The following is a 15,650-nucleotide window of genomic DNA, read 5'->3' as shown; positions in this document are numbered from 1 at the left end:
GACGTGCGATTCCGTGGTTGTGGAAATCCCTCGTCGATCTGGTGGTTGACAGTTCGAACTCAACCGCCAGATCGACGAGGGATTTCTTCTCTCCACCTCCCGGATGATTCGCTCTGCTGCGCCGCGCGGGTAGCCTCGCCTCTCGTGACACCCGACCCCGCGCTTGTGCAGCAACCCGGCCCGTGGACCCACCGGATGGTCGCCGCCAACGGCGGTCGCTTCCATGTGGCGCTGGCCGGGCCCGACGATGGGCAGGCACCGCTGGTGGTGCTGCTGCACGCCTTCCCACAGTTCTGGTGGGCCTGGCGGGCACAGATCCCCGCGCTCGCAGAGGCCGGCTACCGGGTGGCAGCGATGGACCTGCGCGGCTACGCGGGCTCCGACAAGCCGCCCTCCGGTCACGACACGCCCTCGATGGTGGCGGACGTACGCGGGGTGATCGGCTCACTCGGGGCGAGCTCCGCCGTCGTGATCGGACACGGCCTCGGAGGCCAGGTGGCGTGGTCGATGCCGGCCATGGCCCCGGCGGTCACGCGTGCGGTGGGGGTGCTCGCCGCCCCGCACCCGGTTCCCTTGCACACCCCGTCGGTCCGGGTGGCGCCCGTGAGCACGCTGCGCACCCTGGCACGGTTCCAGGTGCCGTGGTTCCCGGAGCGGTCCTTCACCCACGCCGACGGCGTCGCTCACCTTCTGCGGGCCTGGGGGGCTCCCGGGTGGGAACCGGAGGGCGTGGACCTGTACACCCAGGCGGTGCGGCTGCCGTTCGTCGCGCACAGCGCGATGGAGCAGTTGCGCTGGTCGTTGCGGTCCACCCCCCGCGTGGACGGCCAGCGGTACCGGGCTGCGGTGAACAAGGCAATCACAGTGCCGGTGCTCTCGATGCGCGGCACGGCGGACCCGGTGTTCACCGACTCCTCCTACCGGCGGGACGGCGACTACGTGCACGCCACCTACTCCCGGGTGAGCGTGGCCGGGGCCGGGCACTGGCTGCCGGAGGAAGCGCCGGAGCAGGTCAGTGAGCTGCTGATCGAGTGGCTCGGCGGGCTGGAGTAGCCCGCCGAGCCTCGCCCCGCCCCTCGGTGGTCTCAGGAATCGCTGACAGGGTCGACCCACTCCGTGGTGAACGTGCCGATACTGGTGCTGTACTCACCTGAGGTCTGAGCACCGTCGATCCGGCCGGTCTCGGGGTCGATGAGGTAACTCCACAGTCCCTCGTCGGGCAGATCGAAGGTGGCGGCGATCCGCTCCCGGCCCAGCATGTCGGTGATCCGTTCGATCTCGACGTCGGGCTCGGCCGCAAGGACTCGGAGCGCGGCAGCGGCCAGTGCGTCGGTCGCGATCGGCACAGCTTCCTGCATACCGACGTAGACGCATCGGTACTCGGTCGCGCCGACTGATGGGGCCAAGGGACAACTGTCCACCCAGGCCTGACGGAGCTCGTCCGGATCGAGCGGGAGGTCCTCCTCGAACGCCCAGTCGGGGCGCCCCTGCTCGATCGGGCCGGTCTCGGTGCGCTCAGCATCGGCCGGCATCGGATCACCGACGACCAGGTCGCTGCCCGAACCCGCCAGGATCTCCACCTGGACGATCGTGCCATCCGGATTCGACGTGCGCTCCTCACCGATCATCTCCACTGTGTTCGACGTCACCAGCCAATCGGTGCCCTCATAGTGGAAGGCCATCCCCTCCGGCACCGGCTGTGCATTCGCCTCCAACTCATCAGCGAGAGCGAGCACCTCCTCGGCCACCGCATCGCTCGGCTGCCCAGTGCTCTCGGTAGGCTCCTGGGTAGCCACCGCCGTGCCGGAACTCATCGGCAGCTCCGTCACGGCCCATCCGGCACCCGTCACGGTCAGCGCGGCAACGGCTGCTGCGCCAGCCGTCCGGGTGAGGCGACGCCGCTTCCCTGCCTTCAGCACCGCTGCCGGGTCGATGCTGACCTCGGGAGCAGCACGGTGATAGCGCGCAATGAGCGGATCGGGCCGGGAGTTGTGGGGTGCGCGGCTCATCGGATGGTCCCTTCATCGAGGTGGTCGTGTTCGCCCAGCGTCGCCCTCAACTGGGCGAGGGAGCGGGATACAGTCGACTTGACCGTGCCCACGGAGATCCCGAGGTCATCGGCCACCTCGGACTCGCGAAGGCCGACGAGGTGCCGAAGGACCACGATCTTGCGTCGACGTGGAGGAAGAGCGAGGAGCGCCCGCACGAGCCGGTCACGCTCGGCGAGCATCCCGGTCTCGTCCTCGCCGACACGCTCAGGTGGTTCTGCCGCGAGAACCTCTCGGCGGCGTTTGCGCCAGGAGTCGATTCGCTGGTTGGCGAGCACTCGACGCGCATACGCCAGCGGGTCACCGGCGCGAGCCCGGTGCCACTTCACATAGGTGCGAACGAGGGCCTGCTGCGTCAGTTCTTCAGCCTGATAGTCGTCACCGCAGAGGAACCAGGCAGTCCGGGCGAGATCGGCGCCCGCTGTACGGACGAACTCCGTGAACTCCTCATCACGGCTCTGCCTCGCCGCGGACTCGACCACCACCGTCAGGTCCGGCTCCGGCTCTACCGGGTCGGAGCCTTCGGAGGCGGCGGGTCGCGCCTCAGCCTGCAGATGGTTGGTCATACCCTGTACACGGCCCAGCACTGCGGAAGGTTGCCTCACGTGGTCTTCATATCGTGAGCCGCCCCACATCGATCACAACGATCCCGTCTCAGCCTGCGTTGCTGGCGCGCCAAACACCATGAGAGTGGCAGACTGTGGCTGACCTCACAGCGAGATGAAGGGATTCTTCTGATGGACGAGGCCGTGGTCCGATCCGCCCCACTCTTCGCCGAACTGAGCGACGAGAGTTACCGCGCGGTCCGCGAGCGCACCGCCGAACTCACGTTCCGCCGCGGTGAGGAGATCTTCCACGAGGGGTCTGCTGGCGACCGGCTGTTCGTCCTCGGCTCTGGGAAGGTCAAGCTCGGGCACATGGCCCCGGACGGGCGGGAGCACCTGCTCGCCATCCTCGGGCCGGGCGAGATCCTGGGCGAGGTGTCCCTGTACGACCCAGGCAAGCGCACCGCCACCGCGACCGCCCTGGCCACCACCGAGCTGGTGGAGCTGAGTCATCAGGGGCTGCTGCAGATCCTGGATCAGCGACCGGAGGTGTCCCAGCACCTGCTGCGCTCCCTCGCGCTGCGGCTGCGCCGCACCAACGACAAGGTCTCCGACCTGATCTTCTCCGACGTACCCGGCCGGGTCTCCAAAGCGCTGCTGGACCTGGGTCGTCGCTTCGGCGAACGGACCGACGGCGGTCTGCGGGTCACGCACGACCTCACCCAGGAGGAGCTCGCCCAGCTGGTGGGTGCCACCCGCGAGACGGTGAACAAGGCCCTGGCCGAGTTCTCCAACCGCGGCTGGATTCAGCTGCAGGGGCGCACGGTGGTGCTGGTGGATATCGACCGACTCACCCACCGGGCTCGCTGAACCACACGCAACGAAACGCTCGACGGCGGCCGGTGGGTCGCCGTCGAGCGCTTGCGTTTACGGGGTGGTCACCTCGACGATCAGCTCCACCTCGACAGGGGCGTCCATCGGGAGCACAGCCACCCCGACGGCGGAGCGTGCGTGCACGCCTGCGTCACCGAAGATCTCCTGCAGCACGTCCGAGGCGCCGTTGATCACCCGGGGCTGGCCGGTGAAAGTGGCCTCCGAGGCCACGAAGCCGACGACCTTGACCACCCGGGCGATGTTGTCGACGCCGCCTGCCGCGGAAGCCGCAGCGGCGACGGCGTTGAGTGCGGCGACTCTGGCGGCAGCATGGGCGTCGGCTTCGCTGACGAGTCCGTCCCCGTCACCGACCTTGCCGGTGTGCAGGAGCGCACCGGCCACCAAGGGCAACTGGCCCGCGGTGTAGACGACATCACCCTGGCGGACGGCCGGGGTATAGGACGCCACGGGCGGGACAACGTCGGGCAACTCAATGCCCAACTCAGCCAGACGCTGCGACGCTGTCACTGCTTCTCCCGCTTCAGGTAGGCCACGAGCCCGTTGTTGTCCGGACCCGGCACCACCTGGACGAGCTCCCAGCCGTCCTCGCCCCATTGGTCAAGGATCTGCTTGGTGGCGTGGATGATCAGCGGAACTGTCGCGTACTCCCAGCGTGTCATACGAGTGATCCTACGCACTCAGCGCGGCCGCACAGGAGCCCTGTGTACTCAGGCACCCGCTGCGCGCATGACCCGACGGCTCCGCCGGATGCCGACGAACTCGTCCAGTTCGGCGTCATCCACATCGCCGAGCAGCGCCCGCCAGGAGTCGACGTCCGGTTCGCTGCGCAACAATGCACGGCGTTCGCGTTCGGTCATCCCGCCCCACACACCGAACTGGATCCGGTTGTCGAGCGCATCCACGAGGCAGTCGATCCGCACCGGGCACTGGAAACAGATCTCGCGCACTTGGCGTTGCGCCGCCCCTTGCACGAACAACTCATCCGGCGAACGCTTCGCGCACGCTGCCTTGAGCGTCCAGTCTTCATCGAAGGTCATGCTCATTCCCCACCTCTTCCACTGCGAGTGGCGTGACCCATCAACAGCCGATCGGCCACGACCCGCTGTGATCTCCCCCGAGATCTACCTGATGCATCGTTGGTGGCACAGGGCCACCCCGGAGTTATACCCCGGATGAGGGGGCCGATGGAACCCCCTGATCAACGGGAGGGTATCCGCGGCGGCTCGTACGGCGTCCCCGACGCCGAGCGTGAAGCCTGCCACGAACCGCGCGCGACGGTGGGCACAGTCAGCCGGGCATCGTACCCTTGGCCCATGGCTCCTCCCTCGCGATCGACCTCCCGCACGGTCAACGTGGCGCAGCTGATCTCGATGTTCCTGGCCTTCCTGATGGTGGCCGGGGTCGGTGGCGTGCTCTCGGCGGGCTTCATCATGCCGGCGGTGGCGACGGTCGGTGCGACCACCGACGCGGCCTCGCGGATGTTCGACGAGCTACCCACCGAACTCGGCAGCGAAGAGCTCTCCGAGCAGAGCGTGATCCTGGCCAACGACGGCTCGATCCTGGCGCGGTTCTATCTGGAGAACCGGATCGTGCGTCCGCTCGATGAGATCTCCGAGAATATGCAGGAGGCGGTGGTCGCGGTAGAGGACCGGCGCTTCTACGAGCACAGCGGCGTCGATCCCGAGGGCTTGATCCGTGCTGCCGTGCAGAACCTGGTCAGTCCCGATACTCAGGGTGGGTCCACCCTTACTCAGCAGTACGTGAAGAACGTGCTCATCGAGGCCGGCCGACACGCCGAGGATGCGGATGCCATCGCCGCAGCCACCGCACCCACATTGGGCCGGAAACTGCGGGAGGCGAAACTCGCGATCTCCCTGGAGCAGCACCGCAGCAAGGACCAGATCCTCGAGGGGTACCTCAATATCGCGCAGTTCGGCCCCTCGCACTACGGCGTCGAGTCAGCCTCTCGCTACTTCTTCGGCCACAGCGCTGCTGAGCTGACGATCGCTGAGGCGGCGCTCCTGGCGGGGCAGACGCAGAATCCTGCTGGTTGGAACCCGGTGGTCAATCCGGAGAACGGGGAGAACCGGCGCGACACCGTGCTCGGCTTGCTGCTCGACCAGGGGAAGATCACCCAGGCCGAGTACGACGAGGCAGTGGCGATCCCGATCGAGGAGATGCTGGACGTCACGCCGACACCGAACGGCTGCGACGCCGGCATCAGCACCTACTTCTGTGACTACGTGCGCGCAGAGATCCTCGACAACACGGTGTTCGGTGAAACCCAGGCCGAGCGCTACCAGTTGCTGGTGCGCGGCGGCCTGCAGATCCACACCACGCTCGACCCTGAGATGCAGCAGCAGGCGTACGACGCGCTGGTCAGCAACATCCCGGTGGACGACGACTCCGGGGTGTCCACTGCCACCTCGACCATCGAACCCGGCACGGGCCGGATCCTGGCGATGGCGCAGAACACGCCCTACGGCACCCCCTCTGACGAGGAACCACGGGCCACGCAGGTGAACTTCAACGCCGACAACTCCCACGGTGGGTCGAACGGCTTCCAGACCGGGTCGACTTTCAAGGCGTTCATTCTGACTCAGTGGTTGATCGATGGGCATTCGCTGAATGAGATCGTCGACGGGTCACCGAATCAGTCCTTCCCGCGGTCATCCTGGAACACGTGCCTGCCACAGTTCGTCGATGTCCGACCGTATGAGCCCAACAATCTTGACGGATTCGGAACGGGGCCCATGACGGTGCTGGAGGCAACCAAAGAGTCGGTGAACACCGCGTTCGTCAACATGTCCAACCAACTCAATCAGTGTGATATCGCCGATACCGTGCAACGGATGGGGTTCCATCACGCGACCGTCGATCTCGGCGAGCCATACACCGGACCGGACTATGACGAGCCGTACGGCGACTACTCCATGGCCGTGGTGCCGTCCATGGCTCTCGGTGCGAACGAAGTGGCTCCCTTGACCATGGCGGCCGCCTTCGCCACCTTTGCTTCGGGCGGCACCTACTGCACGCCCATTGCGATCGAGAGCGTCGTCAATGCTGATAGCGAGGAACTGGCGGTGCCCGATGCCGAGTGCAACCAGGTCCTCGAGCCACGGATCGCTAACGCGATGAATCACGCCTTGCAGGAGGTGGTGAGCCCGGGGGGTACGGGCGCCAACGCCATTATCTCCGGCCGGCCCGTGGCAGGTAAGACAGGAACAGCCAACGACGACTCCGCTGCCTGGTTCGTCGGCTACACCCCGCAGCTCGCCACCGCTGTATGGGTCGGATACTCGGAGAGCAGTAGCCGGTCGATGTTCGACGCGACCATCAACGGCGTCTATCGCTCACAGTGGTATGGCGGAAACACGGCCGCACCCATCTGGCACGACTACATGTCCCAGGCGGTCGACGGCATGCCGGTCCAGGAGTTCGAGGACGCTCGCGACCGGGAGATCTTCGGTGAGCGGCGCCCGGTGCCGAGCGTGGTCGGGATGAGCGGGCCCGAGGCCGGTGACGTACTCCGTGAGGCTGGGTTCCGACCCTATTCGGCCAGCAGTCAGCCCAGCGATTCGGTGCCCGTGGACCGCGCGATCGGTACCACACCTGGTGCGGGAAGCCAGCTCCGACCGGGCTCCGAGGTGGGAGTGATCTTCAGTTCTGGTCCGGAACCGGAGGAGGAGCCGGACGACAACGATGACGACGGAGACGACGGGAACGACGACGGACCTGGCAACGGGAATGGCGGACCGGGGAACGGCAACGGGCCCGGCAATGGCGATGACGACTAGCAGATGACACCTGCGCACCACGCATCGCTAGGGACACTGGGGCGGCGATACGGCGCCGGAGTGATCGCTGCTGGTTTCGGAGTGCTCGCCTGGTCCCTTGCCGAGGCGAAGGCCTACACGGTCCGGCACGTGCGTGCGCCAGTCCTCCCCGCTGGGGCGGCCGCGATCCGGATTCTGCACCTCTCCGATCTGCACCTGCTCCCGCAGCAGCGCCGCACCATCCGTTGGCTGCGCAGCCTTGCGGAGCTGGAACCGGACCTGGTCATCAACACCGGCGACAACATGGCTCACCCGCAGTCCATGCCAGCAGTGCTGCGAGCGCTGGAACCTCTACTGGAGCGTCCGGGGGCCTTCGTGATGGGCTCCAACGACTACTACGGGCCGAAGCCGAAGAACCCGGCCCGCTATCTGCTTGCCGATCCGCGCCGTCATGAGGCTGCCCCTGAGCCCGAAGACCTGCCGGCCCACGAGCTCGGCCTGGCGTTCGCCGCGGCAGGGTGGCGCGACCTGACCAACCGCAGGGACGCCGTCGAGGTGAACGGGACTCCCGTGGACCTGGTGGGCGTCGACGACCCGCACCTGGACCGCGACAGGATGCCCACTCCACTGGCCGGCCGGGCCGGCGATACGAACGCCCCGGTGCTTCGCCTCGGCGTGGCGCACGCCCCGTACCGGCGCGTGCTCGACGCGATGCACGCCGACGGTTGCGACCTGATCCTCGCCGGGCACACCCACGGTGGTCAGCTCTGCGTGCCCGGCTACGGTGCGCTCGTGACCAACTGCGACCTCGACACCGCGCGCGCCAGTGGCCTCAGCGGCTGGCCCGGCGCCGCCGGCGAGGCGGGATCCACCTACCTGCACGTCTCCAACGGGGTCGGAACGAGCCCGTTCACGCCGGTCCGCTTCGCGTGCCGCCCGAGCGTGACAGTGCTGACGCTGACGCCGCGCTGACCGCTAGAGCCAGTTGCCCCCACGGCGTCGACGGATGCAGCCGGCGGATGTGACTGCGCACACAGCGCCAGTTTCTCCCTCAGGCTTGTGCTCCGCTATGCTGGCCGGGCTGCACCGGGGTGTGGCGCAGCTTGGTAGCGCGCTTCGTTCGGGACGAAGAGGTCGTGGGTTCGAATCCCGCCACCCCGACAGATGGAGGCCCCTGACCTGCGGAAACGCAGATCAGGGGCCTCCTGTCATTCCCCCGACGGGCGCGAACTCATCGCCTATTCAACGGGAATTCCCGGCGGCACGAGCTTCTGCAGCACGGCTTCCCCGCCACGCGACCTACCGATCGAACGGCTCGTAGCAGTCGAAGGTCTCCAGACGAACGATCCGCCCGTCCCGGACTGTCGCGAACTGGGCGATGTGAGCGGTGAGGACCTGCCCGCGACGGAACGGTCCGGCGTCGGCTGCCACCTCACCCTCCCAGGTCAGGCGGACCGCCACCTCATCCCCCGCTGCCACACACGAGTGCACCGCGTAGCGCTGCACGGCGAGCAGTGACGCCCCAGCCGTGGATGCGGCGATCATGTCCCCGACGGTCGCTGTGGCTCCATCCGGTTTGAGCACATTCGGTCGCTCCACCAGCTCTGCCTCCGGCACGAAGAGCTCACGCAACTGCTCTCCATGCCCTCCGGATTCCAGCGCCTCGTGGAGCCTGCGGAGCACGGTGAACGGCTCACTCTCGGATGCAGTCGTCGACGGCGCGTCAGTTTCGTTCTGAGATCTCATATCCACAACCGTAGTTGTTGATCTACAAATGCTCAACCATGGTTGTGCGAAACTGAGGCATGCCTGCCGTCAACCCCGCCTCCCTCGACATCGCCACCCTCGCCTGGCTGACCGGATCGGCCGCCAACGACTACCTGCTCGAGCGGCTGCACCGCCTCGGCCATCAGGGCGTGCGGACGTCGCACGGCTACGTCATCCAGCACCTCATCGACGGCGGGCCGACCGTGACCGAGTTGGCGGCTCACCTCGGCGTCACCCAGCAGGCCGCGTCCAAGTACGTCCGAGAGCTCGAGAGCCTCGGGTACGTGCAGCGCGCAGCCGACGCCGACGATGCGCGAGTCCGGAGGCTGTCGCTGACCGAGCGCGGGCACGAACTCGTCACCGACAGTCGCCAGGCTCGGACCGAACTGGAGTCCGCCCTCGTCGAGCAAGCCGGAGCCAGTGCCGTGACGCAGGCTGGAACTGTGCTCAGCCACCTGCTCGACCTGGTCCACGGCACCGACGGCGTCACCCGCCGTGCCACACGCCCGCCGCAGGCGTAGCCACAGGACTGGCGCAGGCTACCGTCAGCCTTCCCTGGCCGCCGACGCCGGGCTCGCCGGCTCCGCCGACGTGCCCCGCCACCGGGCGACAGCGCGCATGACGTGATAGATCCCCAGCGCCGCAGCCGTGCCCAGAGCAATGCCCTCGAACGTCATATCACCAGCGACCCAGGTGAAGTTCGCGATCCCCACCACCAGTGCGATACCCGCGGTCGTGAGGTTCACAGGGTCGGAGAAGTCGACCTTGTTCTGCACCCAGATGCGCGCACCGAGGATGCCGATCATGCCGTACAGCACTGTGCCAGCACCGCCGAGCACACCGACCGGCACCGTGGCCACCAGCTCTCCGAACTTCGGGGACAGGCTCAGCAGCAGCGCGAATCCTGCCGCCACCCAGTATGCGGCCGTCGAGTACACCTTGGTGGCCGCCATGACGCCGATGTTCTCGGCGTAGGTGGTCGTACCCGAACCGCCGCCGGCGCCGGCGAGCGTCGTCGCCACACCATCGGCCAGCAGTGCGCGCCCCATCACGTCGTCCAGGTTCTCCCCCGTCATCGCGGCTACGGACTTCACGTGGCCGACGTTCTCCGCGATCAGCACCAGCACCACCGGCACGAACAGCCCGAGCACCGCGACATCGAAGTGCGGAGCAGTGAACTGCGGCAGGCCCACCCAGGCGGCATCCCGCACAGCGTCGAAGCCGACCTCACCGCGAGCCACCGCGACCGCGTAGCCCACCAGCACACCGAGCAGGATCGCCAACCGGCCCAGCAGGCCCCGGAACAGCACGGTGATCAGAACGATGGCAGCGATGGTGACCACCGCCGTCACGGGGGCGGCCTGCACGTTGCCCCACGCAGCCGGAGCCAGGTTCAGGCCGATGAGCGCCACGATCGTGCCGGTGACGATCGGCGGCATCACCACATCGATCCAGCGCGCCCCGGCGAGATGGACCACGAGGCCCACCACGGCGAGCAATACGCCGACCACGAGCACTCCCCCGAGGGCGGTGGCCATCCCTTGCGACGCCGTCGCGGCACCGATGGGGGCGATGAACGCGAAAGACGAGCCCAGGTAGCTCGGCACCCGGCCCCGGGTGATCAGCAGGAACCCGGCCGTCCCGATCGCGGAGAAGAACAGCGTGGTCGCCGGCGGGAAACCAGTCAGCAACGGCACCAGGAACGTGGCACCGAACATCGCCACCACGTGCTGGGCACCGATGCCGATGGTGCGCGGCCAGCTCAGTCTCTGCCCGGGTGCCACCACCTCTCCTGGTGCGATGGTCTTTCCGTCCCGGTACAGGGTCCAGCTGCCCACGGTTCTCCCTCGTTCGATCGCGCCACGATCATGGCCTCGCCAGATCGTAGTGGGCGGCTGGCAATGCCACGGAACCCGCTCGCCACCGTGCGAGGATCGGTCCATGCCAGTCCCCGACTTCGTGCTCGAACTCCGCCGTCACGTGGGCACCGCTCACTTGTGGCTCTCCGGAGTGAGTGCCGTGGTGTTCGACGCCAACGATCGCATCCTGCTCGGCCGCCGTGCCGACACCGGCCGCTGGGCGGTCATCAGCGGCATCCTCGACCCGGGCGAACAGCCGGCTGTCGCTGCGATCCGGGAAGTCGCCGAGGAGACGGGGATCCGGGTCGAGGTGGACGCCCTGGTCTCAGCGCTCAGCGGGGACGAGATCACCTACCCGAACGGCGACCGCGCCAGTTACCTCGACCTCACCTTCCGGTGCCGCTACCTCGACGGCGCAGCGCACGTGGCCGACGACGAATCCCTCGAGGTGGCCTGGTTCCCGTCGGATGTGTTGCCCGAGGACCTGCAGGAGACTTCCCGTCAACGCATCGCCGACGCCCTCGCCTACGACCCAGCCACGGGTCCACGCTTCATCCGCTAGCCCCACCAGGTCCCACGAGCCCACCTGCGGACGCTGACTTCCTCGGCGTCGCCGCCGGAAGTCGAAGAAGTCAGCGTTCAGCGTGGGAGATGCTCCGGCTGTAGGCAGTCAGAGCAGCCAAGGAGCCCGTGACCGCGAGCACGGCCAGGCTCAGCACCACCGGGGGCAGCTGGTCTGCCACGAGCACGCCCACCGCGCCGATCAGCACCAGTGCGGCCATCGCCACGAACCGGGAACGGGCGAACCGGCCGAACCGCGAGCCCAGGTAGAGCAGGTTGCCGACCAGGTACACGAGCGGGCCGGCCACGGTCACAATCACCACGGTGGGCGTCAGGTGCTCGTGGGAGAGACGCAGTTCCACGGAGACCGCGAACAGGATCGCGCCCAGCACCATGAACGCATGGGCGTAGGCGAAAGCGGAGCGCAGGGCCGCCGTCGTGGTCTTGGCACCTTCGACCTGGTGCCCGGCGAGCGCGAAGTAGTTCCACCAAAGCACGAACAGCCCAGCGAAGCCCAGCAGCAGGCTGAGCGCCAGCGACGCGGTCAGATCGCCCGCGTCCACCACGGCACCACCCATCAGCAGGATCGACTCGCCTAGGGCGATGATGAACACGAGGCGATTGCGCTCGGCGAGGTGCTCGGCGTCGGTGTCCCACAGCTGCATCGGCGCCGCGCCCACACCCGGCACACGGAAGTTCATCAGCGGCGCCGCGTAGTCGATCACCACCGCGATCAGCCAGATCCACAGCCGAAGCTCGTCATCGACGAACGCGCCCGCCACCCAGAAGACGCCTGCTCCGAGCGTCCACAGCAGCAGCATCCGGTAGTTCGCCGCCATCTGCTGGCCACGGAAGACCACCATCATCATCACCGGGCGCAGCACGCCGGCGAAGAGATAGCAGGCGACGAACAGCCATGCCTTGTCACCGAAGGCCTCCGGGATCGCGACCGCCATTCCGAGCGAGGCGAGCATCAGCACCCCGGTGAACAGGTGCACGCCGGTGCGCTGCGGGTCGAGCCAGTTCATCGCCCATGCCGTGTAGTTCCAGCCCCACCAGACGGCGGCGAACACGATCACCGTCTCGGCGGCACCGTGCCAGGAGAGGTGATGCAGCAGCAGGTGGGAGAGCTGGATGATCGCGAAGACGTAGACCAGGTCGAAGAACAACTCCGCAGCACCGACCTCGGAACGGCGGTGGGAGGGGCGGGCAAGTACGGACATCTGGAAAGTTACCCTTCTCGTTCGGAACGGCGGCGTTGCGGGTCTCAGCCTTCGCGGATGGTCATCGAGGCGAGCTTGTCACCAGCGATCCGGAATGCGAACCGGGAGAGCCCATTCGCGTGGGTGCTGCGCCAGTCACCAATCACGGTGACGAGGTCGCCGTCAGTGGTGACCGACTTCGGGGTGAGCACGCCAGTCGCGCCGATGAACTCGTTGTCGCTCCAGCCCTTGATCTCCGCCCGGCCAGTGAAGACCCGGCCCCAGTCGTCCACGAAACCGTCGGCTGTGAACGCGTCGAGGAAGCCTTGCTCGTCGTGGGCATTGACGGTCTCGATGAACGAATGAACGGGCTCGGGCACAGTGACGGTGGTCATGGGGTCTCCTTCAGACGTGGGCCTGCTGACTTCCGGGCCCAGTATGCCGAGCACCGGCGATGCATGCGGGCATTCTCGATAGCATCGCTCGCGTGGCCGCGAATCCGACGGACCCACCAGTCGAGGGCAGCGGACCGTGCACGTGATCCGCGCGCATGCCCCGCTGGCCACCTTCCAGTACCGCTTCGACACCGACGCCGCGGTCGTGCAGGTGCCACGCGGCGGTCGTGCGGCCGAGTTGGTCCCCAGCGGGATTCCGGGGCTCCATGCCGTCGACATCACCTTCACCGAACCGCTCGAAGCCGGCCAGACGGCGTCCCTGGAGTACCGCACGATCTCGCCTACCAAGAGCCACCCGAACCGCTGTTCCGGCGGGTGAGCCTGAAACGCTCCGGGAATGTCGCCATCGACGTTGCCTTCGACCGCCGCCCCCGCAGCCTTCATTGGTGCCGCTGGAACACCGACCACCTGGAATCCGAGCCGGTTTCCGCCGAGCCGGTTCGGCTCAACTCCGACGGCGAAGCTCACCGTTTCGTCGAGGCGATCGAGGCCGAGGGGGTCGGGTTCGGATTCGGGTGGGAATGGTGAACGTCAGCGGCGATACCAGGGCTCGGCATCGTGGAAACTCAGATCCTCGTCGAAAGGATGGTTCGCCCACCTGACCAGCCGGTCCTCTGCCAGGTCGTGCTGATCGCTGAAGTCGGGGTTGCATCCACCCTCGTACTCCCACGGAGATGACTCTGGTGCCTTAGTGCGGGGGTTGGCCGCCTCGCAGTCCCACGGCACGCCCGCAGGGAAGAATGTGTAGCCGGAGAGGTTGGCCCGCGCGCACCCGTCAGGGTCAGTGAACGTGCCGAGATCGAAGCAGAATCCATAAGCCACACTGCCGTCTGAGCGCACTTCGCCCGATCCAGAGTCGAGGAACAGGCTTCCGGGGTGCTCGACTAGTTGCTCCGCGAAACTGAAACAGTCGTCCGGGTTGCTGCGGTAGCACCACTGGCCGCGCAGGTCATCTGGCACGGCGCTCTCGTCGAGGTCTAGTGAGGGGACAGCACGTGCCTCGAGGTCGTCGACGACATACCCGAGCATCGCGTTGTGGAGCTCCAGGGTACGCATGAGATTGCCGTGGAAACACGGGGCCCGCGCACCGATCGGATTACCTGCCCGGGTACGGTCCGTGCCCAGCACCTGGAAGAGCTCTTCAACTGCCTCGCCGGCCCGGCGGGTCAGGCTGTAGGAGTAGTCGCACGTGACACCGTCGGTGGTACTCGCCCCTGCTGTGGCGGAGGAGGTGGGGACGATCATGTCACCCATCTCCACGGTGATACCGCCAGGGCGCGGGCCCGCGAGAAGGCCCATTGTCGGGATCTCGATGCTGGTATCGCCGTACAAGGCATGAACCGCGGGCCCGTCCGGCCAGTCCGGCAGCTCGGCGAGTGCCTGGGAGCCCGTGGCCAGGTCCACGGCGGCGTCGCCGGCCAGGTCACGAATCGTGCGGTCCGGATCGGGTGCCGCATTCACGGCGAGCAACGCCACCGCGGTGGTGACTCCCCCAGCTGCAAGGTCGGAGCCGGTGTTCGGCGTCCCGTAGGTGATCACCTGGCTGACCATCTCGGCCGCCTCGGGGGCTTCGGCGAATGCCTGCCTCGTGGCCAGGCCACCCATCGAGTGAGCGATCACGATCACGTCCTGGCCGAAGGCATCGTGCAAACAGGCGATGTGGGTAGCCAGGGTGGGCCCGATCGCCGGGGCTGTCACCCAGGACGTATTGACACTGGAATAGTCGAAGGTGAAGACGCTCACCCCGGGAACATCCTGCAGGTTCCCCACGAACGACCGGTGCGAGGTGCCCGGTTCGGCCGTCGCGTTCTCGCTCAGGTCCATGTGCAGATCCCAGGTGCCGACCGATCCCCGCCACCCGTGCACCAGCACAACTGGGACAAAGCTGCCGTCCTGGAGCGGGACGTGGGTCAGCGCGGAACCATCGTTCGCCGTGTCAGCCGGGTCAATCCCGGCGTGGGTCAGTCCGCTCCCGGTGCACTCCGGGGCGCCCGGGTCATCCGCCCCATCCGGACCCGCAGGTGCGGCGCCCGCCGGCCTGGCAACCACCGCTGTCAGGAGCACAACTGCCACGACCAGCAACGCGGCGAACAGCACCACACGCCGGCCTCCCCGCCGCTCGATCGGCATCGCTCTCGTGGTCATCCCGTCACCTCGATCTCGATCGTCGCGGCTACCACCCACGCCCCCTCCTCACGGATCATGACGGCGCGGTACTCACGCTGGGTGCCGTCCGGCATCGTCATCACCAGATCCACCGTGCCCATGTCCTCGGCCAGTTCCTGCCACGATTCCTGATCCGGTTCGATCACCGCCCCATCGGGCACGTACTGGTGCGGATCGCTCGCCACCTCGTCGGCGACATCCGCGCTGAAACCGGCCGCCGGATCCTGCGGTAGGCCGCGCAACACCTCCGCCACGGCCTGTGCGTCCGCGTCGCCGGACCCCACCGGCGCAGGCGAGGACGTATCGTCGCGGAACCACAAGATGCCACCGATCACTGCGACAACCAGCACCACGGCGATGGCGGCCATCACGACCAG

Annotated in this window: 19 protein-coding genes and 1 tRNA gene; 9 read left to right on the top strand and 11 right to left on the bottom strand. The window is 67.4% G+C overall.

All coding sequences use genetic code 11. The features are described 5' to 3' along the window. The first annotated feature begins 144 nt into the window (after window positions 1-144). The gene (locus tag IM660_RS03320) at window positions 145-1,053 is read left to right on the top strand and encodes an alpha/beta fold hydrolase (protein ID WP_246465110.1); all 909 of its coding nucleotides are present in this window, start codon (window positions 145-147) and stop codon (window positions 1,051-1,053) included. A gap of 32 nt (window positions 1,054-1,085) precedes the next feature. Here IM660_RS03320 and IM660_RS03315 read toward each other — a convergent pair whose 3' ends face one another. After that, window positions 1,086-2,009, bottom strand: coding sequence for a hypothetical protein (locus IM660_RS03315; RefSeq protein ID WP_193498007.1), 924 nt, complete (start codon window positions 2,007-2,009; stop codon window positions 1,086-1,088). Then, window positions 2,006-2,653 (bottom strand): SigE family RNA polymerase sigma factor, encoded by a 648-nt coding sequence (locus tag IM660_RS03310; RefSeq protein WP_246465109.1) that lies wholly within the window; start codon window positions 2,651-2,653, stop codon window positions 2,006-2,008. Before IM660_RS03310 ends, IM660_RS03315 begins: the two co-directional genes overlap by 4 nt. A gap of 132 nt (window positions 2,654-2,785) precedes the next feature. Between IM660_RS03310 and IM660_RS03305 the strand changes: the two genes are divergently transcribed. Then, the gene (locus IM660_RS03305) at window positions 2,786-3,463 is read left to right on the top strand and encodes a Crp/Fnr family transcriptional regulator (protein ID WP_159623692.1); all 678 of its coding nucleotides are present in this window, start codon (window positions 2,786-2,788) and stop codon (window positions 3,461-3,463) included. A 57-nt stretch (window positions 3,464-3,520) separates the two neighbouring features. Here the strand turns inward: IM660_RS03305 and IM660_RS03300 are convergent, their stop codons facing one another. From IM660_RS03300 to IM660_RS03295, 3 genes are read right to left on the bottom strand one after another with little or no spacing between them, the layout of a single operon-like run. Beyond that, entirely contained in the window at window positions 3,521-3,994 is a 474-nt protein-coding gene (locus IM660_RS03300; protein WP_210769180.1) for a RidA family protein, read from the bottom strand. After that, window positions 3,991-4,146: a Sp36 family protein gene (gene sp36, locus IM660_RS19725; RefSeq protein ID WP_159623696.1), complete on the bottom strand. Its 156-nt coding sequence runs from the start codon at window positions 4,144-4,146 to the stop codon at window positions 3,991-3,993. Before sp36 ends, IM660_RS03300 begins: the two co-directional genes overlap by 4 nt. A 48-nt stretch (window positions 4,147-4,194) precedes the next feature. Continuing rightward, window positions 4,195-4,524: a WhiB family transcriptional regulator gene (locus IM660_RS03295; RefSeq protein WP_193498005.1), complete on the bottom strand. Its 330-nt coding sequence runs from the start codon at window positions 4,522-4,524 to the stop codon at window positions 4,195-4,197. 276 nt (window positions 4,525-4,800) lie between these two features. Between IM660_RS03295 and IM660_RS03290 the strand changes: the two genes are divergently transcribed. The 3 genes from IM660_RS03290 to IM660_RS03280 all read left to right on the top strand — a co-directional run bounded on the left by IM660_RS03290 (window position 4,801) and on the right by IM660_RS03280 (window position 8,424). Next, window positions 4,801-7,284: a penicillin-binding protein gene (locus IM660_RS03290; RefSeq protein WP_193498004.1), complete on the top strand. Its 2,484-nt coding sequence runs from the start codon at window positions 4,801-4,803 to the stop codon at window positions 7,282-7,284. Window positions 7,285-7,287: 3 nt separating this feature from the next. Further along, window positions 7,288-8,235 carry a metallophosphoesterase gene (locus IM660_RS03285; protein WP_193498003.1) on the top strand — a complete coding sequence of 316 codons (948 nt, stop codon included), beginning with the start codon at window positions 7,288-7,290 and terminating at the stop codon, window positions 8,233-8,235. Window positions 8,236-8,350: 115 nt separating this feature from the next. Continuing rightward, window positions 8,351-8,424 (top strand) — tRNA-Pro (locus IM660_RS03280). A 138-nt stretch (window positions 8,425-8,562) separates the two neighbouring features. Here the strand turns inward: IM660_RS03280 and IM660_RS03275 are convergent. Further along, window positions 8,563-9,009, bottom strand: a complete 447-nt coding sequence (locus IM660_RS03275) for a nuclear transport factor 2 family protein (protein WP_193498002.1) — start codon at window positions 9,007-9,009, stop codon at window positions 8,563-8,565. A gap of 59 nt (window positions 9,010-9,068) precedes the next feature. Here IM660_RS03275 and IM660_RS03270 point away from each other — a divergent pair, with 59 nt between their 5' ends. Next, window positions 9,069-9,551, top strand: a complete 483-nt coding sequence (locus IM660_RS03270) for a MarR family winged helix-turn-helix transcriptional regulator (RefSeq protein WP_193498001.1) — start codon at window positions 9,069-9,071, stop codon at window positions 9,549-9,551. A 24-nt stretch (window positions 9,552-9,575) separates the two neighbouring features. Here the strand turns inward: IM660_RS03270 and IM660_RS03265 are convergent, their stop codons facing one another. Then, window positions 9,576-10,868 (bottom strand): uracil-xanthine permease family protein, encoded by a 1,293-nt coding sequence (locus IM660_RS03265; protein WP_246465108.1) that lies wholly within the window; start codon window positions 10,866-10,868, stop codon window positions 9,576-9,578. Window positions 10,869-10,971: 103 nt separating this feature from the next. Here IM660_RS03265 and IM660_RS03260 point away from each other — a divergent pair, with 103 nt between their 5' ends. Then, window positions 10,972-11,451: an NUDIX hydrolase gene (locus tag IM660_RS03260; RefSeq protein ID WP_193497999.1), complete on the top strand. Its 480-nt coding sequence runs from the start codon at window positions 10,972-10,974 to the stop codon at window positions 11,449-11,451. A 70-nt stretch (window positions 11,452-11,521) separates the two neighbouring features. On the opposite strand, the gene IM660_RS03255 is transcribed toward IM660_RS03260, so the two are convergent. Together IM660_RS03255 and IM660_RS03250 are read right to left on the bottom strand one after the other, a co-directional pair. Further along, entirely contained in the window at window positions 11,522-12,673 is a 1,152-nt protein-coding gene (locus tag IM660_RS03255) for a low temperature requirement protein A (RefSeq protein WP_193497998.1), read from the bottom strand. Window positions 12,674-12,717: 44 nt separating this feature from the next. Continuing rightward, a complete protein-coding gene (locus IM660_RS03250; RefSeq protein ID WP_193497997.1) occupies window positions 12,718-13,047 on the bottom strand; it encodes a nuclear transport factor 2 family protein in 330 nt (109 codons plus the stop codon). Between the two features lie 136 nt (window positions 13,048-13,183). On the opposite strand from IM660_RS03250, the gene IM660_RS03245 reads away from it, so the two are divergent. Continuing rightward, window positions 13,184-13,426 (top strand): hypothetical protein, encoded by a 243-nt coding sequence (locus IM660_RS03245; protein WP_193497996.1) that lies wholly within the window; start codon window positions 13,184-13,186, stop codon window positions 13,424-13,426. Then, complete coding sequence (locus IM660_RS03240; protein WP_193497995.1) at window positions 13,423-13,635, top strand: hypothetical protein; 213 nt, start codon at window positions 13,423-13,425, stop codon at window positions 13,633-13,635. The genes IM660_RS03245 and IM660_RS03240 overlap by 4 nt, the downstream gene beginning before the upstream one ends. A gap of 3 nt (window positions 13,636-13,638) precedes the next feature. Here the strand turns inward: IM660_RS03240 and IM660_RS03235 are convergent, their stop codons facing one another. Next, window positions 13,639-15,252 carry an esterase/lipase family protein gene (locus tag IM660_RS03235; RefSeq protein ID WP_193497994.1) on the bottom strand — a complete coding sequence of 538 codons (1,614 nt, stop codon included), beginning with the start codon at window positions 15,250-15,252 and terminating at the stop codon, window positions 13,639-13,641. After that, window positions 15,249-15,641 carry a hypothetical protein gene (locus IM660_RS03230; protein ID WP_193497993.1) on the bottom strand — a complete coding sequence of 131 codons (393 nt, stop codon included), beginning with the start codon at window positions 15,639-15,641 and terminating at the stop codon, window positions 15,249-15,251. The genes IM660_RS03235 and IM660_RS03230 overlap by 4 nt, the downstream gene beginning before the upstream one ends. Window positions 15,642-15,650: the final 9 nt, after the last annotated feature.

The sequence above is a fragment of the Ruania alkalisoli genome (assembly GCF_014960965.1).
Lineage (GTDB): Bacteria > Actinomycetota > Actinomycetes > Actinomycetales > Beutenbergiaceae > Ruania > Ruania alkalisoli.
The sequence above is the reverse complement of the archived record's forward strand: the minus strand, read 5'-3'. Positions and strand labels throughout refer to the sequence as shown.